This window comes from Herbaspirillum rhizosphaerae (genome assembly GCF_001189965.1).
In the GTDB taxonomy this organism is placed as follows: Bacteria; Pseudomonadota; Gammaproteobacteria; order Burkholderiales; family Burkholderiaceae_D; genus Herbaspirillum; species Herbaspirillum rhizosphaerae.
The window spans coordinates 71,670-94,712 of record NZ_LFLU01000018.1 but is presented as its reverse complement, the minus strand read 5'-3'; the positions used below and the strand labels follow the sequence as shown (position 1 = coordinate 94,712).

At 58.1% G+C, this 23,043-nt stretch carries 26 protein-coding genes, 1 tRNA gene, 1 other RNA gene and 1 riboswitch; of the genes, 10 read left to right on the top strand and 18 right to left on the bottom strand.

What is annotated here, in order from left to right:
• The first annotated feature begins 2 nt into the window (after nt 1-2).
• Nucleotides 3-218 carry a glycine zipper 2TM domain-containing protein gene (locus AKL25_RS20135; RefSeq protein ID WP_050479493.1) on the top strand — a complete coding sequence of 72 codons (216 nt, stop codon included), beginning with the start codon at nt 3-5 and terminating at the stop codon, nt 216-218.
• 210 nt (nt 219-428) lie between these two features.
• Here the strand turns inward: AKL25_RS20135 and AKL25_RS20130 are convergent, their stop codons facing one another.
• From AKL25_RS20130 to AKL25_RS20125, 3 genes are all read right to left on the bottom strand, one after another.
• A complete protein-coding gene (locus tag AKL25_RS20130; protein ID WP_050479492.1) occupies nt 429-755 on the bottom strand; it encodes a hypothetical protein in 327 nt (108 codons plus the stop codon).
• A gap of 112 nt (nt 756-867) precedes the next feature.
• A complete protein-coding gene (locus tag AKL25_RS23915) occupies nt 868-1,026 on the bottom strand; it encodes a DUF3309 family protein (RefSeq protein WP_007878300.1) in 159 nt (52 codons plus the stop codon).
• An 84-nt stretch (nt 1,027-1,110) separates the two neighbouring features.
• Nucleotides 1,111-1,956, bottom strand: a complete 846-nt coding sequence (locus AKL25_RS20125; protein WP_050479491.1) for a hypothetical protein — start codon at nt 1,954-1,956, stop codon at nt 1,111-1,113.
• Between the two features lie 451 nt (nt 1,957-2,407).
• On the opposite strand from AKL25_RS20125, the gene AKL25_RS20120 reads away from it, so the two are divergent.
• From AKL25_RS20120 to AKL25_RS20100, 5 genes are all read left to right on the top strand, one after another.
• On the top strand, nt 2,408-3,031 hold the full coding sequence (locus tag AKL25_RS20120) for an ANTAR domain-containing response regulator (RefSeq protein ID WP_050479490.1): 624 nt from the start codon (nt 2,408-2,410) through the stop codon (nt 3,029-3,031).
• A 455-nt stretch (nt 3,032-3,486) separates the two neighbouring features.
• On the top strand, nt 3,487-4,659 hold the full coding sequence (locus tag AKL25_RS20115) for a CmpA/NrtA family ABC transporter substrate-binding protein (protein WP_050479513.1): 1,173 nt from the start codon (nt 3,487-3,489) through the stop codon (nt 4,657-4,659).
• Nucleotides 4,660-4,708: 49 nt separating this feature from the next.
• On the top strand, nt 4,709-5,626 hold the full coding sequence (gene ntrB / locus AKL25_RS20110; protein ID WP_050479489.1) for a nitrate ABC transporter permease: 918 nt from the start codon (nt 4,709-4,711) through the stop codon (nt 5,624-5,626).
• Nucleotides 5,627-5,692: 66 nt separating this feature from the next.
• The gene (locus AKL25_RS20105; RefSeq protein ID WP_205627281.1) at nt 5,693-6,502 is read left to right on the top strand and encodes an ABC transporter ATP-binding protein; all 810 of its coding nucleotides are present in this window, start codon (nt 5,693-5,695) and stop codon (nt 6,500-6,502) included.
• A gap of 77 nt (nt 6,503-6,579) precedes the next feature.
• Complete coding sequence (locus tag AKL25_RS20100) at nt 6,580-7,260, top strand: methyl-accepting chemotaxis protein (RefSeq protein WP_050479510.1); 681 nt, start codon at nt 6,580-6,582, stop codon at nt 7,258-7,260.
• Nucleotides 7,261-7,342: 82 nt separating this feature from the next.
• On the opposite strand, the gene AKL25_RS20095 is transcribed toward AKL25_RS20100, so the two are convergent.
• Nucleotides 7,343-7,717 (bottom strand): DUF423 domain-containing protein, encoded by a 375-nt coding sequence (locus AKL25_RS20095; protein ID WP_050479488.1) that lies wholly within the window; start codon nt 7,715-7,717, stop codon nt 7,343-7,345.
• Between the two features lie 111 nt (nt 7,718-7,828).
• Nucleotides 7,829-8,821, bottom strand: coding sequence for a ChuX/HutX family heme-like substrate-binding protein (locus tag AKL25_RS20090; RefSeq protein ID WP_050479509.1), 993 nt, complete (start codon nt 8,819-8,821; stop codon nt 7,829-7,831).
• A gap of 634 nt (nt 8,822-9,455) precedes the next feature.
• Here AKL25_RS20090 and AKL25_RS20085 point away from each other — a divergent pair.
• Nucleotides 9,456-10,850 (top strand): hypothetical protein, encoded by a 1,395-nt coding sequence (locus AKL25_RS20085; RefSeq protein WP_157050710.1) that lies wholly within the window; start codon nt 9,456-9,458, stop codon nt 10,848-10,850.
• A 168-nt stretch (nt 10,851-11,018) separates the two neighbouring features.
• On the opposite strand, the gene AKL25_RS20080 is transcribed toward AKL25_RS20085, so the two are convergent.
• The 9 genes from AKL25_RS20080 to AKL25_RS20040 form a co-directional block, all read right to left on the bottom strand.
• Nucleotides 11,019-11,094, bottom strand: a tRNA-Lys gene (locus tag AKL25_RS20080).
• 67 nt (nt 11,095-11,161) lie between these two features.
• The gene (gene ybgF / locus AKL25_RS20075; protein ID WP_050479486.1) at nt 11,162-11,923 is read right to left on the bottom strand and encodes a tol-pal system protein YbgF; all 762 of its coding nucleotides are present in this window, start codon (nt 11,921-11,923) and stop codon (nt 11,162-11,164) included.
• Nucleotides 11,924-11,928: 5 nt separating this feature from the next.
• Nucleotides 11,929-12,453 carry a peptidoglycan-associated lipoprotein Pal gene (gene pal, locus AKL25_RS20070; RefSeq protein ID WP_050479485.1) on the bottom strand — a complete coding sequence of 175 codons (525 nt, stop codon included), beginning with the start codon at nt 12,451-12,453 and terminating at the stop codon, nt 11,929-11,931.
• A 39-nt stretch (nt 12,454-12,492) separates the two neighbouring features.
• A complete protein-coding gene (tolB, locus tag AKL25_RS20065) occupies nt 12,493-13,794 on the bottom strand; it encodes a Tol-Pal system beta propeller repeat protein TolB (protein ID WP_420840724.1) in 1,302 nt (433 codons plus the stop codon).
• Between the two features lie 15 nt (nt 13,795-13,809).
• A complete protein-coding gene (tolA, locus tag AKL25_RS20060) occupies nt 13,810-14,730 on the bottom strand; it encodes a cell envelope integrity protein TolA (RefSeq protein ID WP_050479483.1) in 921 nt (306 codons plus the stop codon).
• 1 nt (nt 14,731) lies between these two features.
• Nucleotides 14,732-15,160 (bottom strand): ExbD/TolR family protein, encoded by a 429-nt coding sequence (locus AKL25_RS20055; RefSeq protein ID WP_050479482.1) that lies wholly within the window; start codon nt 15,158-15,160, stop codon nt 14,732-14,734.
• On the bottom strand, nt 15,160-15,861 hold the full coding sequence (tolQ, locus tag AKL25_RS20050) for a protein TolQ (protein ID WP_050479481.1): 702 nt from the start codon (nt 15,859-15,861) through the stop codon (nt 15,160-15,162). The genes AKL25_RS20055 and tolQ overlap by 1 nt, the downstream gene beginning before the upstream one ends.
• A gap of 161 nt (nt 15,862-16,022) precedes the next feature.
• Complete coding sequence (gene ybgC / locus AKL25_RS20045) at nt 16,023-16,481, bottom strand: tol-pal system-associated acyl-CoA thioesterase (RefSeq protein WP_050479480.1); 459 nt, start codon at nt 16,479-16,481, stop codon at nt 16,023-16,025.
• A gap of 37 nt (nt 16,482-16,518) precedes the next feature.
• Nucleotides 16,519-17,271: an SDR family oxidoreductase gene (locus AKL25_RS20040; RefSeq protein ID WP_050479479.1), complete on the bottom strand. Its 753-nt coding sequence runs from the start codon at nt 17,269-17,271 to the stop codon at nt 16,519-16,521.
• A 171-nt stretch (nt 17,272-17,442) separates the two neighbouring features.
• Nucleotides 17,443-17,546: riboswitch (ZMP/ZTP riboswitch) on the top strand.
• Between the two features lie 159 nt (nt 17,547-17,705).
• Between AKL25_RS20040 and glyA the strand changes: the two genes are divergently transcribed.
• Both glyA and nrdR read left to right on the top strand, forming a co-directional pair.
• Nucleotides 17,706-18,953: a serine hydroxymethyltransferase gene (gene glyA / locus AKL25_RS20035; RefSeq protein WP_050479478.1), complete on the top strand. Its 1,248-nt coding sequence runs from the start codon at nt 17,706-17,708 to the stop codon at nt 18,951-18,953.
• Nucleotides 18,954-19,110: 157 nt separating this feature from the next.
• Nucleotides 19,111-19,593, top strand: coding sequence for a transcriptional regulator NrdR (gene nrdR, locus AKL25_RS20030; protein ID WP_050479477.1), 483 nt, complete (start codon nt 19,111-19,113; stop codon nt 19,591-19,593).
• A 218-nt stretch (nt 19,594-19,811) separates the two neighbouring features.
• Here the strand turns inward: nrdR and ssrS are convergent.
• The 4 genes from ssrS to AKL25_RS20015 form a co-directional block, all read right to left on the bottom strand.
• Nucleotides 19,812-19,990, bottom strand: a non-coding RNA gene (gene ssrS, locus AKL25_RS23910) — 6S RNA.
• A 202-nt stretch (nt 19,991-20,192) separates the two neighbouring features.
• Entirely contained in the window at nt 20,193-20,504 is a 312-nt protein-coding gene (locus AKL25_RS20025; protein ID WP_050479476.1) for a cell division protein ZapA, read from the bottom strand.
• The gene (locus AKL25_RS20020) at nt 20,501-20,734 is read right to left on the bottom strand and encodes a BRLZ domain containing protein (RefSeq protein WP_050479475.1); all 234 of its coding nucleotides are present in this window, start codon (nt 20,732-20,734) and stop codon (nt 20,501-20,503) included. The genes AKL25_RS20025 and AKL25_RS20020 overlap by 4 nt, the downstream gene beginning before the upstream one ends.
• Nucleotides 20,735-20,908: 174 nt before the next feature.
• Nucleotides 20,909-21,826 (bottom strand): DNA-3-methyladenine glycosylase family protein, encoded by a 918-nt coding sequence (locus AKL25_RS20015; RefSeq protein WP_050479508.1) that lies wholly within the window; start codon nt 21,824-21,826, stop codon nt 20,909-20,911.
• Nucleotides 21,827-22,044: 218 nt separating this feature from the next.
• Here AKL25_RS20015 and AKL25_RS20010 point away from each other — a divergent pair, with 218 nt between their 5' ends.
• The gene (locus tag AKL25_RS20010; RefSeq protein ID WP_240475807.1) at nt 22,045-22,962 is read left to right on the top strand and encodes a lysozyme inhibitor LprI family protein; all 918 of its coding nucleotides are present in this window, start codon (nt 22,045-22,047) and stop codon (nt 22,960-22,962) included.
• Nucleotides 22,963-23,043 lie beyond the last annotated feature (81 nt).

Here is a 23,043-nt window from a genome sequence, read left to right as displayed (position 1 = left end):
TCATGAAAAATATACATAAGATTGCAGTGACCTCGATCACTGTGTGCGCCCTCACCGTATTGAGCGGCTGTAGCGGCATGTCCCAACGCGACAAGAACACCGCCATCGGCGCCGGCGTCGGTGCGGTCGGCGGCGCAGTGCTGACAGGCGGCAGCGGCATCGGCACGGCCGGCGGCGCAGCGGTCGGCGGCGTGATCGGTAACCAGGTCGGCAAGTAAATAAGCCGGTTGCCGTCGTACAGACTTCTCATCGCATCCCCGGCCGTACGCGGGATGTCATGCAGGAGGACATTGTGGAGACAAGAAAAGAACAAGGGGACCAGTTTGGTCCCCTTGTCTTTGGGCGTGTCGAAAGATGCGTCGGCAACCCTTTGTGCCGAACAGGGGCGATGCCGGCTTAACAGCGCGGTCCTGGTCCTCGTAGGGTTCTTATTCGCTACCGGCGGTATTGGCCTTGTAGATGCGCTTGGCCCGGTCGAGATCGCTTTGCATCAGCTCGCGCGCTTCCTTGCGGCAGGCTTTGGCTTCGGCGCGCTTGAGCGGTTTGCATTCGCCCAGGGCTTGCGCATAGGCTGCGTGCGCTTCTTTCATCAGATTCTTGTTATGCAGCTGGGCAGTGTCGTCGCCCTCGTACCAGCGCTGCGGATCTTGCTGCGAAACGTCTTCTTCCGCAGCCATCGCAGGGACATGCGCGGTAAAGCAAGCGGCCAGGAAGAACGGCAGTAGCAAAAGGTGTTTTTGGCGATTTTTTGTCATCGTTACGAGCTCCCTTCCAGTCAAAATGATAAACGGCGTTGCATCTGCAGGGTATCTGCAGATGCAACGCCGCTCATCATATCCTGTTTGTGATGCCAGGAAGAAAAACCTTCTACAACCTGCCCAGCAACACCAGTATCAGCAGGATGATAACGACGGTGCCGGCGATGCCGCTCGGGCCGTAACCCCATGAGCGGCTGTGCGGCCAGGCCGGCAGGGCGCCGATGAGGATCAGGATAAGTACGATCAGTAGTATGGTGCCGATGGTCATGTTGTTCTCCTTGTTGTACTGCAGGACTTGCAGCGATTACCGGCGCTGTGCGCCACACCGGTCGGCGGGCGCACAGCGTCAATATCAGAAACGCACTTTCACGTAGGCCGACGGCCCTTTGAGGCGGATGTCGAGGTTGGCGTCATTGATGGTGCCGCCGCCGCTGCGATTGATGTTGATGCGTGTGATGCCGTAGTCGGCGCCGATACCCAGGTTGGCCAGCGGATACCATTCCGCGCCGAGCGCCGCGCTATAGATGTGGCCGGTGACGCGGCCCCAGTTTTTCTTCACGCCCGAGGCTTCGGCATAAAGACGGAAGTCTTTGCTGAAGGCGTGTTTCCAGCCCAATTCGACCAGCGGCGCCCAGGTTTTCTCTGTGTAGCTTTCGTTGAAGGTGCCGGCGGTGCCGTTGAGCGTAGCCGCTGCGTTCACATCCAGATGAGCACGGTAATAACCGGCGCCGAGGCCGATGCCGAATACGTCGCTGCCCTGGCCGATCCACCATTTGTAGGCCAGCGACGCCATGTCGACCTGCAAGTTGGCGTCGGCGTTGGCGCTCAGGCTGGAGGTGGTGCCGCCGATCAATGCCGACCTGTCGATGGCTGCGCTGTTGTTTTTCTTGTAGGTGAAGTAATCGAAGGATAGGCCCTGGCTGTCGAACAGCAGCAACTCGCCGCGTATGCGCGGCAGGGTGGTGCGGTTGCGATCGATGTCGCCGGACTGGAAGTTGCCGTATTGCGTATTGGCGTTTACCCGAAAGGTGGGATCGGCATAGTAAGCGCCCGCCGACAGGCTGAAGCGGTCAAGTGCGGGCGACGGGTCGGCCAGCGCGCCGGCCGATGTCAGCGCCAGCGCACTGCCGGCAGCGAAGTAGGTGGCAAGTTGCGCGGTTTTTCTGACGGCCGGCAGCGTGCAATGACGACGGAACATGGGGGTCTCCTGAAAATAGATCGAATGCGCGGATCGAATGCGGTGTCGTGTTCACCTGCAAAAGCAGGAGATGACGTGATGGATGTTAGCCATCGCGATTGCTGCGGTAGATAGGCGTGCACCTCAATTTCCTGTAGGAAAAGGCGAGTGGCGAAGTAGGAGTGGAGCATCCTTGCGTCGGTGTGCGCCGCGGATCGTGGTTTGATTTTTGCTTGCTGCTAGCTGACGGGGCGATGCAAGGCGCCTGGATTGAGGCGCTGAAATACATCATGAAATGATATAAAGTGTGCGCTTGCAGCAAATGAGTTACTATTCGCCCGGCTGCATTCGGGGGAAGATCGGAGCGGCAACTTTGTCGCCCATCCCGCAGATCCGGCCGCAGAAACAACACATCAGCCCGCAACGAGTTCAGAATCGATTTACGATGTCCAGGCGAACATTGGAACCACACATGCGCAATTTACGCATCGTTGTCGTCAACACCATCATCGACCACGTCGATGAAAGCGACACTGCGCTGCACGAGCAGGCGGAGCGTGGCAAGGCGTTGCGCATCGGTTTGCTGGAAGCCGGCTACAACATCATCGCCTCGCTGCCGGCAGACCTCTATCTGCCGGAGCGCATCGCCCAGCTGCAGCCCGACATGATCATCATCGATGCCGAGTCCGATGCACGCGACGTGCTCGAACACATTGTCATCACCACGCGCGACGAGCGCCGCCCGATCGTCATGTTTACCGAAGACGACACCACCTCCACCATGGAAGCGGCCATGGAAGCCGGCGTCACCGCCTATATCGTGGCCGGTCTTCAGTCGGAACGCATCAAGCCCGTGCTGGACGTGGCGCTGGCGCGTTTCCGCCAGGAGCAAAAGCTGCTCACCGAGCTGTCCGACACCAAGCACAAGCTGGCCGAGCGCAAGGTGGTCGAGCGCGCCAAGGGCGTGCTGATGGCCAAACACAAGCTGTCGGAAGAGCAGGCCTATCAAAAATTGCGCAGCATGGCCATGAACAAGAACCTCAAATTGTCCGAAATAGCCCAGCGCTTGCTGGACGTCGAAGACTTGCTCGGCTGACATTTTTCCCGCCCGTCGCACTGATCCCAGGGGGCAATCATGCACCGCCAAATTGGTGCGCAGCACAAACGCGGTGCGCTGACGCGGCATTTTCCTGCGTCGGATTTTCCTGAGTTTGGTTTTCCCGCAGCCCTGCCGATTTGCCGTTTCATAGCGTAGCGACGGGGCTTTCCCGATTTTTTACCCAACTTGGCACGCTCTTTGCTGAATCCTCGATATAGCGCAAGGTTTGCGCATCGAACGGTTCGGCCAATGGCGGTTGAACCATCCAAGACAAAGGCGTCTTTCAGCATGCTTCATTGCGTGCTGAAGGGACGCCTTTTTTATTTGCTGAATGGGGAAACGCAATGGAATTCAAAGAGCAAGACGCGAACAAGGCCGTGGCAGCTGTCGAGGAAGTGGATTTCAAGCGTCGTCAATTAATTCAGACCGCAGGACTTGCAACAGGAGCGACCATGTTGGGATTAGCCACCGGAGGAGCGTGGGCAGCGGGCTCGGACAAGCCGGAAAAAGAAGAAGTGAAGATCGGTTTCATCCCGCTGACCGATTGCGCTTCCGTCGTCATGGCTTCGGTGCTCGGCTTCGACAAGAAGTACGGCATCAAGATCGTGCCCAGCAAGGAAGCCTCCTGGGCCGGCGTGCGCGACAAGCTGACCAACGGCGAGCTGGACGCGGCGCACGTGCTGTACGGCCTCATCTATGGCGTGCAAATGGGTATCGGCGGCCAGAAGAAAGACATGGCCGTGCTCATGAGCCTGAACAACAACGGCCAGGCCATCACGCTGTCGAAGAAGATCGCCGACAAGGGCGGTGTCGACGGCGCCTCGCTGGCCAAGCTGATGCAAACCGACAAGCGCGAATACACCTTCGCCCAGACTTTCCCGACCGGCACGCACGCGATGTGGCTGTACTACTGGCTGGCCGCCAACGGCATCAACCCGATGAAGGACGCCAAGGTCATCACCGTGCCGCCGCCGCAGATGGTGGCCAATATGCGGGTCGGCAACATGGACGGCTTCTGCGTGGGCGAGCCGTGGGGCCATCGCGCGATTGTCGACGGCGTCGGCATCACCGCCACCACCACGCAAGACATCTGGAAAGACCATCCTGAAAAAGTGCTGGGCACCTCGCTCGACTTCGTCAAGAAAAACCCGAACACCTGCCGCGCCATGATGGCGGCGATCCTCGACGCCAGCAAATGGATCGACGCCTCGCTGGCCAACAAGAACAAGATGGCCGAAGTCATCGCCGACAAGTCCTATGTCAACACCAGCAAGGACGTGATCGACCAGCGCATCATGGGCCGCTACCAGAACGGTCTCGGCAAGACCTGGGACGATCCGAACTACATGAAGTTCTACAACGACGGCGCGGTCAACTTCCCGTATCTGTCGGACGGCATGTGGTTCATGACGCAGCATCGCCGCTGGGGTTTGCTCAAGGACGATCCGGACTACCTGGCCGTGGCCAAGGCGGTGAACCAGATCGACCTGTACAAGGAAGCTGCGACCATGACCAAGACCAGCATTCCCAAGGATCCGATGCGGAGCTCCAAACTGATGGACGGCACCGTCTGGGACGGCAAGAATCCGAAAGCCTACGCCGCCTCGTTCAAGATCAAAACCTGAGCATGGATAGCCGCATGTCTTTGTTGCAGTACAGAGTGAAGGAGTCGATATGAGCGCAGTCATGGAAACCGCGATGAACGAAAAACCGAAGCCGGCTGCAACAACTGCAGCTGCAGTTTCAGCAACAGCTGTTGTTGCATCGGCGCCGGCCGTCAAGGCGAAGTCGAAGCAGGCGAAGCGATCGCCGCTGATGGCAGGCTTGCTGATGAAGGTATTGCCGCCGCTGACCGGCCTCGCTTTCCTGGTGCTGGTGTGGCAGATCATCGCCGCCAAGACCGGCAACTTTCCGACGCCGCTGGTGACCTTGCAGGAAGCGATCAAGCTGTTCTCCGATCCGTTTTACCGCGCCGGTCCGAATGACCAGGGCATAGGCTGGAACGTGCTGGCGTCGTTGCAGCGCGTGGCGATCGGCTTCGGCCTGGCGGCGCTGGTGGGGATTCCGCTGGGCTTCCTGATCGGCCGCGTGCGATTCCTGTCGGGCATGTTCGGTCCCATCATCAGTCTGCTGAAACCGGTGTCGCCATTGGCATGGCTGCCGATCGGCCTGCTGGTGTTCAAGTCGGCCAACCCGGCGGCGATCTGGTCGATCTTCATCTGCTCGATCTGGCCGATGATCATCAACACCGCCGTCGGCGTGCAACGTGTGCCGCAGGACTACATGAACGTGGCGCGCGTGCTGAACCTGTCCGAATGGAAGATCCTGACCAAGATCCTGTTCCCGTCCGTCTTGCCTTACATGCTGACCGGCGTGCGCCTGGCCATCGGCACCGCCTGGCTGGTGATCGTCGCGGCTGAAATGCTGACCGGCGGCGTGGGCATCGGCTTCTGGGTGTGGGATGAGTGGAACAACCTGAACGTGCCGCACATCATCATCGCCATCGTCGTGATCGGCGTAGTGGGCTTGATTCTGGAGCAATTGCTGGTGGCGCTGGCGAAGGCCTTCACTTACGAACAGGTCAGCAACTGACTCTGAACACAGATTCCGAATACGTATTCGGAACGATGACGCAGTCGAAGCCGGGAAGGAACCGTGATGGAAACGATGAACAAATTTATTGAGATCAACGACGTCGAGATGGTATTCCATACCAAGAAGGGGGCGTTCCACGCGCTGCGCGACATCAGCCTGACCGTGCAGAAGGGCGAGTTCATCACCCTGATCGGGCACTCCGGTTGCGGCAAGTCGACGCTGCTGAACCTGATCGCCGGCTTGCTCATGCCCAGCGACGGTTTGCTGCTGTGCGCCAACCGTGAAATCGCCGGCCCGTCGCCGGAGCGCTCGGTGGTGTTCCAGAACCATTCCTTGCTGCCGTGGCTGACGTGTTACGAAAACATTTATCTCGGCGTGGAGCGCGTCTTCAGCGCCACGGAAAACCGTACGCAACTGCGCGACCGCACGCGTGCCGCATTGGCGCTGGTCGGTCTGACGGCCGCCGAGAGCAAGCGTCCGAACGAGATCTCCGGCGGCATGAAGCAGCGCGTCGGCATCGCCCGCGCGCTGGCGATGGAACCCAAGGTCTTGCTGATGGACGAACCTTTCGGCGCGCTGGATGCCTTGACCCGCGCGCACTTGCAGGACGAGTTGCTGAAGATCGTCGCCAAGACCGAATCGACGGTCGTGATGGTCACGCACGATGTCGACGAAGCGGTGCTGTTGTCGGACCGCATCGTCATGATGACCAATGGACCGGCGGCGACCATCGGCGAGATTCTCGACGTCAAGCTGGCGCGTCCGCGCGAGCGTGTGGCGCTGGCGCAGGATGCGCAGTATTCCGAATACCGCACTGCCGTGCTGGAGTTCCTTTATCGCAAACAGGCGCATCCGGCCAAAGAAGCGGCGTAGCGCCAGGCAGAACAAATCGGGCAAGCACAGATTCAGACGAAAGGAACAACATGGCGGTCTCCGGGCAAATCCAGCTGATGCAAAACAGCGATACCGGGAAGAGCGAGACGACTTCCGCTGCCGATGCCAAGCCGCTGTCGGGCGAGGTGTTCGGGGCATTGATCAATCTGTCGGGACGACGCCGCTTCACCTCGCAGCGCCTGGTGCTGTATGCGGTGCTGGCGTCACAAAGCCACGAGGGCGCAGTCAAGATCGCGCGCGAAGCGTTGGCCTTGTTCCGCGGTGCGCATACGGCGCTGGTGAAGGGTTCGGATACCGTTCCCGGCATTTTTTGCGAAGAGGTGCGCGAAGCGTATTTCGGCCGGCTCGACGGCGATGCGCAGATTGTGTATTTCATCAACCTGGCCGAGCGCACGCTCAATGCCATCGACGACAGCCTGCGCGACGCGCCGGCGTTGCTGGACGAACTGGTGCGCATCACCACGCCGCTGCTGAGCGTGCTGAACCAGATCACCAGCGTCTACGAAGACCAGTCGAAGCGCCATGCGCTGCTGATGAAGAAGCAATTGCGCGGCATCATGACGGACATCGAAACCATCGCCAAGCAAGCCAAGATGGTGTCCTTCAATGCCCGCATCGTGGCGGCGCGCGCAGGACAGGCCGGCAAGGAATTTTCGGTGGTGGCCGGGGTGCTGTCGAACATCACGACCGAGATCGACGATCTGGTGAAGGTGGCGCTGAGCGGAGCGGCGGCTTAGCAATTCGCCGGGGTGTAAAAACAAAAAGCCGGTTCTCGCCGGCTTTTTGCTTTTGCAAAGAAGATTGCAAAGCGCAGCAAGCTTACTGCGCCTTGTAGGCAGCCCACGCCACCAGCAGCCAGCCGGCCAGGAAGGCCAGTCCCCCGATCGGCGTGATTGCGCCGAGGAAGCGGATGCCGCTCAAGGCCAGCACATAGAGGCTGCCGCTGAAAATCACGATGCCGATGAACATGGCGCTGCCTGCCCAGCCCAGGATGGCCGACCCGAACTTTGGAATCAGCAAGGCCACGGCAAACATGCCCAGTGCATGCACCATTTGGTAGATGACGGCGGTTTGCCAGATCGCCAGCATGTCGGCGTCGAGGATCTGTTTCAGTCCGTGCGCGCCGAAAGCGCCGGCGCCGACCGCGATGAACATGTTGAGGCCTGCCAGGATGACGAGAAGACGTTCGCTCATGAGTGATTCCCTGAATTGATTTGCGGGTATTGTAATTGTTCTGCGCCTGCCGGCCTCGGGCGGGGAGCGACGCGGCAGTTTTTCGATGCGAAGAACCGCTTAGGCCTTGCTTTAAACGCCGAAGATCGGCATCAGGCGCATGATCGATTCGCGCCACTCGCGCGGTTCCGGCTGGCCGTTGTCTTTCTTGCTGAGGAAGCTGGCGATATGCATGCCCTGGCGATTGAACAGTTCCAGCGAGGTGATGATGCCGTCGGTCGTCGGTTTCTTTGCGACCCAGATTGAATCGATATGGTCTTCGCGCAGCAGCATGCGAAAACCCGAGTTCATGATCTTCAGGCGCGAATCCTTGATGCCGATGTTCTTGATCTTGCCGTAGTAGGCCTGCACGATGCCGGCATTGCCGACCTGCGCCATGATGGCAGTGCCGAATTCCGTCATGCGCTGCAGGATGATGCGGGCCGAATCGTTGGCGACCTGATAGGCGAAGGCCTTGCCGGCCAGCCGTAGCTTGCGCAGGCGCTGCTGGTCGAAGGCTTCCTGGCGCTGGACGAAGTCGTTGTGGTTGTGCGTGTGCGCCCAGTCGGCGCGCAGTGCATCGACATCGATTTCCTTGCGGACGTCAGCCTTGTCTTCGCGCGGATGCACCACTTGCAGCGGCGAGCTCTGGTCGGCGGCGGCATGTTCGCTGACGAGCTGCCTGAAGGCCAGGATATCGTCGTTCTCGCGCAGGACGATCTTGTGCAGCATATTGCCGTAGCGATCGAAGAACTGGAAGCTGTGCTGCTTGTTGCCGCTGCATTCGTCGTGTTCTTCCAGCGCGTAGCCGTGTTCCCATTGCGGATAGAAGATGCGCAAGTGCATGGCTTCTGCAGGGGCGAATTCGATTTCGTTCTTCACATAGAGCGCGCCGCTGACATTGTCTTTTTCCAGCAGGGCAGACGAATTGCGTGTGACTTCCGTCAGGTTGCCGAGCGCCGCCAGGCGGTTGAGCAGCGGTGCGAACTCGTTGTGCAGGCGGGTGGCTTGCGGGTGCAGCGCAATGCGTTGCACGTCTGTCAGGTTGGGGAGTTGCTGATCGTCGAAAGGGCGCAGACGCATCATGATCTTTCCTTCTTCGTTATTGCTGTATTGCAGAGTGAGCGGCGGCACGACATGCCGGTCCCGAGCGATTCCGACCCATGTGGGGGCGGGTTGCCGATATCCAAGTCGCCGCGGCAGGGCATCCAAAGAAAAAGACGGCATGTCGGCGGGCGCTTGAGGTGGGGGGAGAAACAAACAACACAAGCAAGCGGAGGGCCGGCGGAGGTGAAATTCTTTAGATGAGAATAATTCTCATCTATTATTGTTCATCGACACTGAAATTGCAAGGACGGTTAAAGTCTTTTACAAAAGTTGGCGATGCTGTCAGCTGTAATCAAAGTGTTGAGAATGTGTCATTGTGTAATTGTTCTGGAGACGCATGGTGCGCTGCGATAAAGTGAACCCGTCTCCTCCAACTCCTCCCCGGATTGGATTCAGCCCCCGACCTGCAAAGTTCGGGGGCTTTTTTTTTGCTTCTCCGGCGACTGATTGTCATCAGCCCCGGGATTGGCAGACGCACAATAAGCGAACTCAAATCAGGGCCGCTCCCTTATCATGGCATCTGATTTTACATTTGGATGACAAGATGTCAGGCGAGACGACTTTAAAGTACGACTCGCGCTGTAAAGTTGTCTTCTGCTAATTGGGACGGCCGATGAGTACAAAGAATATTTCGTTCGACAGAGTAATGCTGGGATGTGTGTTTTTGTTTGCCTGGTGGGCTGTTTTTGATGTGGCAATCATGAACGGCGACGACGTGGTTCATTTTGCTTCTGCGTTGCACGGTGTTCTGGCACCGAAGTTTCATTCGGCCTGGACGCCCAATCGCATCATCGACATTTATGGGCGAACACTTTTCTCTTCCATTTTCAGTTTTACGTTTTTCTCGATAAACGGAATTATAAAAGTCAGCTTTTTCACGTTGTACAAGCTTGTATCCGCAAGTTTTTTTGCGGTTTTCGTGACCTGCAGCTTTTCCTATTTTCTGAAGAAGGCGGCGGCCCCCGAAACTAACCGCGGGTTCAAGCTGATGTTCAGCCTCTTCTTCGCGGTGGTCACTCTTCAAGTTTTTTTCTGGAAAAATCAGGTTCATTTCATTTGCTATCAACTGCCGGGATTTCTGACATTTGTTTTGCTGAAAATGACGTTTGAGGCAAAGGAAAGAAAACTCAGCGATTCGGCATTTACCGGTTTTCTGTTCCTGTCCTATCTCTGCAATTTTTCGCTCGAATCATTTACGCTGACTATTTTCATCTTTAGCCTCTTCTTGCTGTTACTGGAGATGAAAGCCAATACCGGCTTGAACCCCGCCAGACTCTGGACGCATCTTAAACAAAATAGCTATTCCAGGTTATTGTTGATCAATTTGTTTTTCGGATCGATTTCGCTGTTGATCACGGTGCTTTTTTCGGATCGTTCCAAGGGAGTGGCAAGCGCCAATTTTGTTGGCGGCATACGGTTCTTCCTCGAGTCCAGAATGATGCCGATCGGTATTGTCCTGCTGCTCTTGTGCGTGGCAGTTCTGGTGCTTAAAGCGCGCAGAAAGCCGGAGCGCGAGAGTGATTTTGCATATGGTTTTTACTTTGCACTCTATCTCGGCGCGGCTGTCTTGATTTCCACTTATTTGATATCCGCCAAATCCAATACCAACTACTTCGATATGGAATCCTATCCTTGGGGAGATCTGATGTTGGTGGGAAAACTTGCGTTGGTCTATCTCGTAGGGATATCCGTTGCTCGTTTGGCTTCCAGGGCGCCCAGGTTTCAGCCTGTATTGGCATTGGTGCTCATCGTGCTGTTTTCCAGGCTGATTTATTTCTTTTTTGATCATGTGGAAAAGGACTCGATTGCATCGGTCCAGGCAGGAAGAGTCTATGCGGCAGTCGCCGCCGGCAGCACAGATGCCATCACCACAGGATTTGATCTCGATGCGATACCAATGCCGGTCAGGCCGTTTCCTACGGCCTCATCGCCGCAATGGTTCAAAGACTCTTATCGCGCGACATTTGCCAAATACTATGGAATAAAGGTTCTGCCTGATTTTCGTTAGCATCGGCAGTAACCGTAAGGTGTGCGGGTCGACAGCGTATATGCGGTGGCTATGCGCGCCGCGAGGACGCGTTGCCGATGGCGACGTGTTGCGAATAACGAAACAAGGAATGGGAAAAACAAAAAGGGCTCCAATGGCTTGGAACCCTTTTTATCTACTGCGAATTTCTGGTAGGCCGTGCGGGACTCGAACCTGCGACCAACGGATTAAAAGTCCGCTGCTCTACCAACTGAGCTAACGACCCGAAAGACCGCTATTATATGCAATATCGATCGATCGTGTCAAACAGGTAGGGGAAATATTTCAAGGCGCTATTTCAATGTTGCCAGTTTTTCTTTACCTGTCTGGGCCGCCGGGCTTTCCGGATACTTCGCAATCAGCGCATCCAACGATTTTTTCGCCGCTGCCTTGTCCTTCAACTCGATGTACGAGCTGCCGATGTTGAGCATGGCGTCGGCCACCTTCGGACTGTCCGGGTAATTCTTCACCACTACCTGCTGTGCTGCGATGGCGCCCTTGTAGTCGCGCTGCGCATACAGTGCGTTGCCCACCCAGTATTGCGCCGATGGCGCGTAACCGGATTGCGGATAACGCTTCAGGAAGTCGCTGAACGCAGCGCCGGCACCCTTGTAGTCGCCGCCCTTGAACAGGTTCAGTGCGGCGTCATAGGATTTTTGCTCATTCAGATCGACGCTGGCTTCCTTGCCGTCAATCGTGATTTTTTGCGGTTCCAGCTTGCGCAGGCGCGCATCCAGATCGACGTAAAAGTCTTTCTGGCGTTGCTGCGTGTTGGACAGTTCATTGGTCAGCACTTCGATCTGGCCGCGCAGTCTGGCGATTTCCTGGCGGAGCTGGTCGTTTTGATCGGACAGGCTCAGCGCGCTGTTCTTGTCCGATTTGTTGACCATATCCTTTTGCAGGCTATCGACTTTGTTGCGCAGATCGAGGATGGCCTTGCGCGCTTCGTCATCGTCAAACAAGCCCGCGTGCGCTGTCATCGGCAGGCACGCGACAGCGGCCAGCATGGCCGCTGCAGAAACCGATTTGAACTTGGTTTTCAGGGAAGTGCGCATAGGTCTTATTGGTAAGCGATATCAGCGCGGCGGTTTTCAGCCCATGCTGCTTCGTCGCTGCCCAATGCCTTCGGCTTTTCCTTGCCGAAGGAAACGGCTTCAACTTGCGCATCGGAGACGCCCAGCAGGACCAGGGCCTTGCGGACTGCTTCTGCACGCTTCTGACCCAGGGCCAGGTTGTACTCGGTGCCGCCGCGATCATCGGTATTGCCCTGGATGATGACCTTGCGATCCTTGTGCGAGTTCAGGTATTTGGCATGTGCTTCGACCACAGGACGGAACTCTTCCTTGACCGAGTAGCTGTCATAGTCGAAGTAGACGCTGCGCTTGGCGAGGACGCCTTGCGGATCGTTCAGCGGGTCGGAACCGGCGTTGACGGTGTTGACTGCGCGTGGATCTGCGCCCTCAGTAGTGCCGGTTGTGGCGCGGGCTTCCACCGGTGCGTTTTTGTCGTCCAGTTTGGTGGACGAGCATGCCGCCAGCAGCACTGCTGCCGAAAGAACGATTGCAAAAGAACTGAATGTGCGCATCTGAAACTCCTTGTGTCGTGAATGAATGTGAATAATTGTTTATTTCATGAACGGCCCCCAGGTTGGCTCCCTGACATCGCCGACCTGGGTTGTTAAGCGCTGTTTGATCCGGCCATCGGTGGAAACGATGGCCAAAGACCCGCGACGGCCTGATTCCGTCGCGTACATGATGTATTTGCCGTTTGGCGAGAAGCTGGGCGACTCATCTTTGACGGTGTCGGACAGGCGTTGTTCCTGACCGTTGGTCAAATCCAGCGCGTAGAGCTGGAATTTGCCTTCCCGGCGCGAAATAAACGCCAAAGTCTTGCCGTCCGGAGAAATGCGCGGGCTGATGTTGTAGCTGCCGCCGAAAGTCACGCGCTGGGCTTCGCCGCCGTTGGGGCTGACCTTGTAGATCTGCGGGCCGCCGCTGCGGTCGCTGGTGAAGTAGACATAATTGCCGTCCGGCGAGAAGCGCGGTTCGGTATCGATGCCGGCGGTGTTGGTCAGGCGGCGCAGGCCGCTGCCGTCGGCGTTGATGATGTAGACCTGGGTCAGGCCGTCACGCGTCAATGCCACAGCCAGGCGCGAACCGTCGGGCGCCCATGCGGGGGCCGAGTTGCTGCCCTTGAAGTTGGCCACCAGCGTGCGCTGGCGCGTCACGAGGTTCTGGATGTAGATGACCGGTTTCTTGGCTTCGAAGGAAACATACGCCACCTTGCCGCCGTCCGGCGACCAGGCCGGCGAAATGATCGGTTCGTTGGAGCGCAGCGCGACCTGTACGCCTTCGCCGTCCGCATCGGCCACTTCCAGGCGGTATTCCTTGCCGGAACGTGTCACATAGGCAATGCGCGTTGAGAAGATGCCGGGGATGCCGGTCAGTTTTTCATAGATGTCGTCGGCGATCTTGTGTGCGGTCAGGCGGATCAGTTGCGGCTGGCTGCCGAACGACAGCGCCGACAATTGCGCCGCCTTGATGGTGTCGAACAGGCGATAGCGCACATCGAAGCGGCCGTCGGCCAGGCGCTGCACGCTGCCTACCGCCAGCGCGTTGGCGCCGCGGTTTTTCCAGTCGCCGTAATTGATGGTGGAAGAGTCCGACAGCGAGTCGCTGTTGTCGATCAGTTTGAATATGCCGCTGCGCGTCAGGTCGGCCCTGATGATGTTGGTGATCTGTTGCGGCGCGCCTTCTTCGCCCGGGAAGGATGCGATGGCGACCGGGATCTGGCTGGCGCCGACGCCGGAAATTTCAAAGCGCAATTCTGCATGCGAGGCAGGCGCCATGGCGATGCCGGCAACGGTCAGGGCAATGCCTGTCAGGCGGCGAAAACCAAGTGGCAGGTCGCGTGAGTTTTTCATCATCCTCATTGTCATCGTTTACTGATCTTTCGGTAAATGGGTGAAAGTAAAGCTGTTCGGCACCCGGCCATCCTTGTCTGGAGGGAAAGGTTGCGATTTGTTGATCGCTTGCAGAACTGCTTCGTCAAAGCCCGGAATGCCGGATGTTCTGTTCTTGCGGATGCTGCGTACGGTCCCGTCTGGCAGCAGTTCGACAGTGTATTCTACCGCCGGGTTCGCGCTCAATTCGCCGGGCACGTCGAAGATGGTGTTGGAGCGGATCTTCGCGCCCAGCTTGCGGCCGTAGTCTGCCGCGCCGATCGGACCTTGCGATTTGGCTGCGGTACCGGTGCCGCCGCTATTGCTGGTGGCCTGGCCCATCATGCGTTTCAGATCGTCCTGGCGACGTTGCTCGGCAGCCTTGTTGTCGGCGGCTTGCTGTTTCTGTTTCTTCTCGGCAGCGAGTTTGTCGGCTTCGGCTTTCTTCTTCGCTTCGGCGTCTTCCTTCTGCTTGGCGAGTTTCTTGTCGGCGTCCAGCTTCTCCTGCTTTTCCTTCTTCAGCTGATCTTCTTTTTCACGCTCGAGCTTGGCTTCTTTCGCCTTCTCTTCGCGATCTTTCTTTTCCGCTTCTTTGCGCTTCTTTTCCTTCTCTTTTTCCAGTGCGATATCCGGCTTCACCACGGGAGGTTCTTCGACCTTCGGTGGCGGTGGCGGCTTGACTGGTTCAGGGACGGGTTCCGGCGTCGGTTTCGGTGGTTCCGGTTCCGGCTCGGGTTGCGGCAGCGGGGCGGCTTCCTTGACGGTCGGATCCCAGATCTCCGCTTCCACGGTCAGCGGCGTCTGGCTCTGCCAGCTGATGCCGAACCAGAGGAAAGCCAGCAAGGCCATGTGGACCACCACCGCCAGTGCGATGGCGCGCCAGCGACCCGGTTGTCTCGGTACTTGGTAAGGAGAGCTCATATTACTTCGTTGCCAGTCCCACGCGTGTGATGCCCAGCTTCTTGGCGGACGCAATGGCCTGAATCACTTCGTCGTACTTGATGTCTTTGTCGGCGGAAATCATCACCGGCATGTCGGGGCTGTCCGCATGCAAGGCCTGCAGTTTTTGCGCCAGATCGTTGCGACTGCTTGCCGTCTGCGTCTCGCCGCGCTTGGGGCCGTTGACCTTGATGGTGGCCTTGGCGTCGGGCTTGAGGGCGATTTCGATGTATTCGTTGGGCGGCACGGTCGACTTGCCGGCGGTCGGCAGGTTGATGACGCTCGGGTCGTTCACCGGTGCGGCCACCATGAAGATGATCAGCAGCACCAGCATCACGTCGATGTAAGGCACGACGTTGATTTCCGATTTGAACTTGCGGGTGCGTCCCCCGCGCATGGATGAACCTGCCATTAGCGTGCCTGACGTTGCAAGATATTGGAGAATTCTTCGATGAAGCTTTCAAAGCGGATCGCCAGGCGGTCGATGTCGTGCGAGTAGCGGTTGTAGGCAATCACGGCAGGAATCGCTGCAAAGAGACCAATCGCGGTCGCGATCAGCGCTTCGGCAATACCGGGCGCAACCGCAGCGAGTGTCGCTTGTTGCACATTGGCAAGGCCGCGGAAGGCATTCATGATGCCCCACACGGTGCCGAACAGGCCGACGTAAGGCGACACCGAACCGACCGAGGCCAGGAAGGCCAGATGCGATTCCAGCGCGTCCATTTCACGCTGGTAGGCTGCGCGCATGGCGCGGCGGGCGCCGTCCAGCAAGCCGGTGGAATCGATCGTCGCGCCTTTGCCGACCTGCGCCTTGGCTTTGTTGAATTCGCCCATGCCGGCCTGGAAGATGCGTTCCAGCGCGCCGCCGTGGCCGCTGCCCTTGCGACGGTTGGACAGGGTGTCCTGATACAGCGCAATCAGATTGCCGCCGGACCAGAACGAACGCTCGAACTCTTCGGTCTGGATGCGCGAGCTGCGGATTGTGAACATCTTGCGGAAGATGTAAGTCCAGCTGAAAATCGACGCCGACAGCAACAGCAACATGACAAGTTGCACAATGACGGAGGCATTGGCGATCAGGGTAACGAAGGATAGATCTTGAGTGACATTCATGGGGATTGAGGGTCGGAGGTTCGGTCAGAGATGGTCAATTGTACGTGCAAATTTTTTCAATCCCGTTGCGGCAGGTGTAAAGATACCGCTGCGGTCATGGCTTCCGGGCTTGATGTGCAAGCTTGACGCGCAAGCTGTGCAGATGTCGAATAGATGGCGAATTATAAATTTCCCTTGAAGCGCGCCAGCATTTCTTCCGGAATGGCCTGAGGCCGGAAGCTCGCCGCGTCGACGCAGACGATGGTGATACGGCCGCGCGCCAGTAATGTTTGTTCTGTTCCCTGCGATGTTCCCTTGATACGCCACGCTTCCTGGACGAAGGCCAGCGAGGCGTTGCGGAACTGTTCGACCACGACTGTCAATTTCAGTTCATCGTCGAGGCGCGCCGGTGCAAAGTAATCCACGGCGGTGTTCTTGACCACGAAGATCAGGCCCGCAGATTCGGCCAGTGCTTGTTGGGAATAGCCCAGCGCGCGCAGCCACTCGGTGCGCGCGCGCTCAAAGAACTTGAGGTAGTTGGCGTAAAACACCACGCCGCCGGTGTCGGTGTCTTCGTAGTAGACCCGCACCGGCCAGGCGAAGGCGTCGCTGCTATTGCCATCGACGCTGTTGCTGCTCATATTGTTCTTATTGGTTAACTCGGACATCTGCGGTGTTTTATTGAGTGCGCTTGATGTTCATCGCGCCAAAACCTTGGCAAGTTGGCATCAGTTCGATGTAGTTGATGTTGACGTGCGCCGGCAGGGTGGCGACCCAGAAAGCGGCTTCCGCGATATCTTCTGCGGTCAGCGGCGTGGTGCCTTCATACACCTTGGCGGCCGCGCTGTCGTTGCCCTTGAAGCGCACGTTGGAGAACTCGGTGCCGCCGCACAGGCCGGGAGCCAGGTTGGTGGCGCGTACGCCGGTGCCGACCAGGTCGGCGCGCAGATTCAGCGTGAACTGATCCACGAAGGCCTTGGTGGCGCCGTATACATTGCCGCCCGGATACGGATAAGCGCCGGCGATCGAACCCAGGTTGATGATGGTGCCGGTGCCGCGCTTGACCATGTTCGGCAGGATGTGATGCGTGACGGTCACCAGGCCCTTGACGTTGGTGTCGATCATGGTTTCCCAGTCTTCCAGCGCGACCTGATGCGCCGGTTCCAGGCCCAGCGCGAGGCCGGCATTGTTGATCAGCACGTCGATGTCTTGCCAGCCTTGCGGCAGGCTGGCGAGCGCGGATTTGATGGAAGCCTTGTCGGTCACGTCCAGCACCAGCGGCAGCACCTTGTTGTCGCCGAATTCGCCGGCGAGGGCGTCGAGGCGGTCCTTGCGGCGGCCTGTGGCGATGACTTTGTGACCATTTTGCACGAACTTGCGTGCCATTTCTGCGCCGAAACCAGCTGTTGCACCTGTAATCAAGACGATCATTGTATGTTCTCCGTGTTGGTGTCTGGTCAATGCCTGTCTGCATCAACAACCCGAAATTGTAGCCCAAAGCGGGCTGCGGCGAGAGGCGGCGTGCGATGCAACATTTTCACGCATGGCGGCAGACGCAAATCTTGCCGAAATTTAAGCCTTCACTTACAATGGGCAGACCATTTCGTCTCACGTAACTGGCGAAAAACCGGGACCTTGTTCCGGCACAAGATGGGTATCCATCGGGAAGCGTGAGATTTCATTAGCCGTGCGCCTGGGCAGCCCTGAATGGAGAACGTACGACTGAGGCTGCCTGCAATTCCCTTTTATTTTTGGCCCTCATTCGATTTGGAAGTCAGTCAAGTCGGCTTTGCCCATTGTGTTTTTGCTTTTGGGCGCGCCGAACTGACATGCCTTCAGGCGCATCCTCATCCATTGGAGAAATCATGTTTGCAAAGAATCACACCATCGCGAGTATCGATCCGGAACTGTGGTCGGTCATCCAGAAAGAAAACGTCCGTCAGCAAGAGCACATCGAGCTGATCGCTTCCGAAAACTACACGTCGCCGGCAGTCATGGAAGCCCAGGGCACCCAGCTCACCAACAAGTACGCTGAAGGCTATCCGGGCAAGCGTTACTACGGCGGTTGCGAATTCGTCGACATGGCCGAGCAACTGGCCATCGACCGCCTCAAGCAACTGTTCGGCGCCGAAGCCGCCAACGTGCAGCCGAACTCCGGCTCGCAAGCGAATCAGGGCGTGTTCTTCGCCATGCTCAAACCGGGCGACACCATCATGGGCATGTCGCTGGCGGAAGGCGGCCACCTGACCCACGGCATGGCATTGAACATGTCCGGCAAGTGGTTCAACGTCGTTTCCTACGGCCTGAACGACAAGGAAGAAATCGACTACGAAGCCATGGAAGCACTGGCGCGTGAAAAGAAACCGAAGCTGATCATCGCCGGCGCCTCCGCTTACGCCCTGCGCATCGACTTCGAACGTTTCGCCAAGATCGCCAAGGAAGTCGGCGCTTACTTCATGGTCGACATGGCGCACTACGCCGGTCTGATCGCTGCCGGCGTGTATCCGAACCCGGTGCCGTTCGCCGACTTCGTCACATCGACCACGCACAAGTCGCTGCGCGGTCCGCGCGGCGGCGTGATCCTGATGAAGGCCGAGCACGAGAAGGCCATCAACTCCGCGATCTTCCCGGGCATCCAGGGCGGTCCGCTGATGCACGTCATCGCCGCCAAGGCCATGGCATTCAAGGAAGCGCTGTCGCCGGAATTCAAGGCCTACCAACAGCAAGTCGTGAAGAACGCCGATGTATTGGCCAAGACGCTGATCAAGCGTGGTCTGCGCATCGTCTCCGGTCGCACCGAGTCGCACGTAATGCTGGTGGATCTGCGTCCGAAGAATCTGACCGGCAAAGAAGCCGAAGCCATCCTCGGTGCTGCGCACATGACATGCAACAAGAACGGCATTCCTAACGATCCTGAGAAGCCATTCGTGACTTCCGGTATCCGTCTGGGCAGCCCGGCGATGACCACACGCGGTTTCAAGGAAGCGGAAGCGGAAAAGGTCGCCAACCTGATCGCCGACGTGCTGGACAATCCGCATGACGCCGCCACCATCGAGCGCGTGAAGGTCGAAGTCAAGAAATTGACCGACGCATTCCCGGTCTATGCTGCTTAATCGTACACATCGGGCGCAAGTCCGGTCGGCAGCAAGGCAGTAAAGTTGTTGTTTCATCCTGCGGCCTTCCTCTTTGTCGAGACGACAAGGATGGAGGCCGCGGGCGCAGTAAGATGGTCTCCGGTATTAACCCAGCAGTCAGCTTCTACTCGCCTCTATGAAATGTCCCTTCTGCAATCATGACGACACGCCGGTGCTGGATACGCGACTCTCGGAAGAGGGCGACGCGATTCGTCGTCGCCGTCGTTGCGCCAATTGCGACAAGCGGTTCACGACTTACGAGCGCATCGAGCTGGCCATGCCGGTCATCGTCAAGAAGAACGGCAGCCGCAGCGAGTTCGATCCCGCCAAGCTGCGCGCCAGCCTGATGCTGGCGCTGCGCAAGCGTCCGGTGTCGGCCGAAGCGGTCGACGGCGCGATTCAGAGCATCCAGGAAAAATTGTTGTCCAGCGGCGCGCGCGAAGTCGTGTCGGGCCAGGTCGGCGAACTGGTCATGCGCGAATTGAAGCGCCTCGACAAGATTGCCTATATTCGCTTCGCCTCGGTGTACAAGAGCTTTGAAGATGTCACCGAGTTTCAGGATGCGATCGCCGAAGTGGGGCAGGAGCGCAAAGCCGCGGCCAAGAAGCGCAGCGACTGATCGTCATCTATCCTCGCATGGCGTCAATCCGCGGAGCTGTTCGTGCGCGTCTTTGCAGTCTCTCCGCACACGCGCCGTTGTGATCCGCAGGCAATGTGAACGCTGCATGAGGCCGATGCACGGCCTCGACGCTGCTACAGCGTCAGATCTTACAAAGACCCACAAAGCGTTTTTGCATAAAAAAAGCGACCGTATTTCTACAGTCGCTTTCTTCTGAAACTAGTCCCGCCTGTGCCGCTATGCTGGCATCCTGAACCAAGCGGTTCAAGTTGGCTGCAGTTAGTTTAATTTCGGGTTCATCGGACTAGCGACGCTCACGCCCACCAAACAAAATCCCACAGCCTGTGCACATAAATGGTTCAAGGAATATAAGCATTCGCGAACACGGCAGGAGACTTAAGTCTACTCTATTCGCGATTCTTGTCAAAGTGTTTGCGTAAAAATATCGGCTATTTGCGCAGCGAGAGGCAAGACAAAATTATTCACGCACAAGCCTTGACATCGACGAGCAGGAAGCGCACAAGCGCGCGATGCAGAATGAGTTTCCCGCAGGTCAAGAATTGAAAACGGAGGACAAGAAAATTCGCTAAAAAATATGTTCAGAACAAATTTTCTTGCGGCGCCAATGCTTCATCCAGCACGGTATGCATGGCGGCGATGCTTTGCTTCCATTCTGCAACCGTCAGGCCGGCGAAAGGTCCGTCACCGGGTTGGGTCGACAGCAATTCGGCGGCAATGCCGAGCGCGGCCATGACGGCGATGCGATCGTTGCCCTTGATCTTGCCGGAGTCGCGGATGACGCACATTTTTTCATCCAGGTAGGCAACCGCTTGTTGCAGCGTCGCTTCTTCGCCTTCCTTGCATGCCAGCGTGTAGGAGTGGCCCATGATTGTCACGTTGAGCTGAATCATGCTGTCTCCTCTTCATTGATCGCCGGCGTCGTCGGCGCCGCAACCGGTAATTTTTCCAGCAAGGCTTCGACGCGCTGATGCGCTTCTTCCATGCGCCGCGCCAATTCCGCATTCTCGGTAGTCAGGGCGGAGACGTTAAGACGCAGGTCGGCGTTTTCGCGGCGCAATGACTGAGTCAGGGCGGCAAGTTGCGCGACTTTCTCTGAGAGTTGGTGAAATTCGGAGCTCATGGCCTAAGGTGTAGTGCAAAAGATGTGCGCCATTATATTCTGTTGGCGGCGTCGGGCGCGACAAATAGCGCATCGGTTGCAGACGGTTACACAATCCGTTTCGCTTTGATCGCGAAGAGCGGGGGATATCGTGACGCGCAGATCCGGCGAAATGGCGCATTTGTTGTCATCACGTCAACCGCCGCGCTGTTGTCCTTGCCGGTCGGCGATTTCATTCCATAAATGCATCGCCACGTAAGCACGCCATGGCCGCCATGCTTCGGCGCGGGCGCGTTGATGGGCGAGTTTGAGCAACGCCGGATCGCGGCCGGCGATGGCCTGCATGAGCACCAGGTCAGACGCCGGCCACGCATCGGCATCGCGCCACGCGCGCATGGCGACGTATTCGACGGTCCAGGGGCCGATGCCAGGCAAGTCAAGCAAGCTCTTGCGCCGCTCGGCGAGATCGACGCCGGGCGCATCTACCGGTACATCGCCGACGGCTACTGCACGCGCAAAACCTTGCAACGCGGCGACGCGTTTGCCCGGCATGCCGATGGCGGTGAGATCCACCGTCGCCAGGGCATCCGGTGTGGGAAAGCGCCATGCGGTCGCTGCATGCGCGTGATGTTCGATGCGTTCGCCGGCGCGTTCCACCAGTCGTCCGACGATGGTGGTGGCCGCTTTGACGCTGACCTGCTGGCCGACGATGGTGCGCACGATCAGCTCAAACGCCGACCAGGAACCGGGCAGGCGCAGGCCGGGCGCTGCCTTCAGCAGCGGCGCCAGCCATGGATCCGCAGCAAGGTGGCGGCGAATCGGCTTCGGATCGGCATCCAGGCCGAACATGCGGCTGAGCGGCGCCGCCAGTTCATCCGCGTGGCGGCTGACCTTGCCTTCCAGCACGGCGATCAGCGCGTTGTCTTGCGGATGTCGCGAGATCGCCAGCGTACCGGCATCGCCCTGCCACTCGATGGTGCGCAGGTAGACGCCGTTCTCCACCGCTTCCACGCCGGCGGTGGAGCGTCCGCCAAAAAAGCGCAACAGGCGCGCCCAGTCGAACGGTGGCTTGAAGGGCAGTTCTCGTGTGGCGCTTAGTTTTTCTGAAGGCATGTCCGGGTCCGGCATGGTTGATATCGAGCGATCTGCGTTACGTCGGGGTGGCAAGTCCGTAAAGGAATGGCAGCAAGTTGAAACGACTTGTAACGGACGTAAATGTTACCCGGTATTTGTAAAGATTTTAGAGAGAAAGCCCGCTTCATTTCGATTTTGCTGTCCATGCGTCGATGCCATCCTTCGGCTTCCACCATCTCCGACACGCACACGAGATCATGAGCCAGACATCACGCCACCCAGCATCGTCCATCGCGCCGCTTTCATCGGTCGCCAGCCGTCATCGCATGACTTTCAACATGTCAGATTGGAAGCGGCGCTTGCTGCTGGCGACGTTGTTGACGAGCGGCGTCGTCGCTTCCGCTTTCGGCGCCAGCTTCAACTGCAGCAAGGCCGGCTCGCCAACGGAGAAAATCATTTGCGGCGATGCCGAGCTTTCCCGTCTCGACGATCAGTTGGGCAAGACCTACAAGCAGGCCAGGGCGAAAGCCGCCGACCGCCGGGAGTTTGCCGCGCGTTCGGACGGTTTCTGGCGCTGGCGTGAACAGAACTGCCAGACGCGCGCCTGTCTGATCGATTGGTATCGGCAACGTCAGCTGGCGCTGGATGCAGAGTTGTCGGGAATATCCGTGGCATCGACCGCCTTGCAATCCTTGCCTGCACCGGTAGCCGGTGCGACGGCGGACAGCCCGGCGCAGGCGGTGACGCCGGAACAACTGCAAGCGGCATTGGCGCAAGTGCAGAAACTGATTGCAGAGCCGACCCATGGCAATCATCTGTTCCTGGTTTCTGCCGCGCCTCAGTCCGTGCCGGCAGTGCCGCTGCAGCCGCATTACGTCGGTACGTCCGGTGGCGAATATGTTTACGAAGACCTGAGCGAAGCGACGGAACTTGACGCCAGGCCGCGCGTGACGGTGCGCTATCGCGGCAAGGTGCGTGGCGAATACACGCTGGAGGTGCAGAAGAAAGCGGGACGGGTGCGTTATACCTGCGACAGCGATTGCGCTTACATCAAGCAGCTGATGTTGCCGGGCTATGGCTTGCACGATCTTGATATGGTGAAGAATGATCATGCCTCGCTGGCGTCGATCATGATGCGGGATGCGATGAACGGGTTATTGGCGGAGAGCGAGTGATCGGTTTTGCGCTGGAGTAGTTGCGTTGATTTTGTCGGCGATGGCTTTTAGTACCCATCGCCATCGAGGCAATGACGAAGT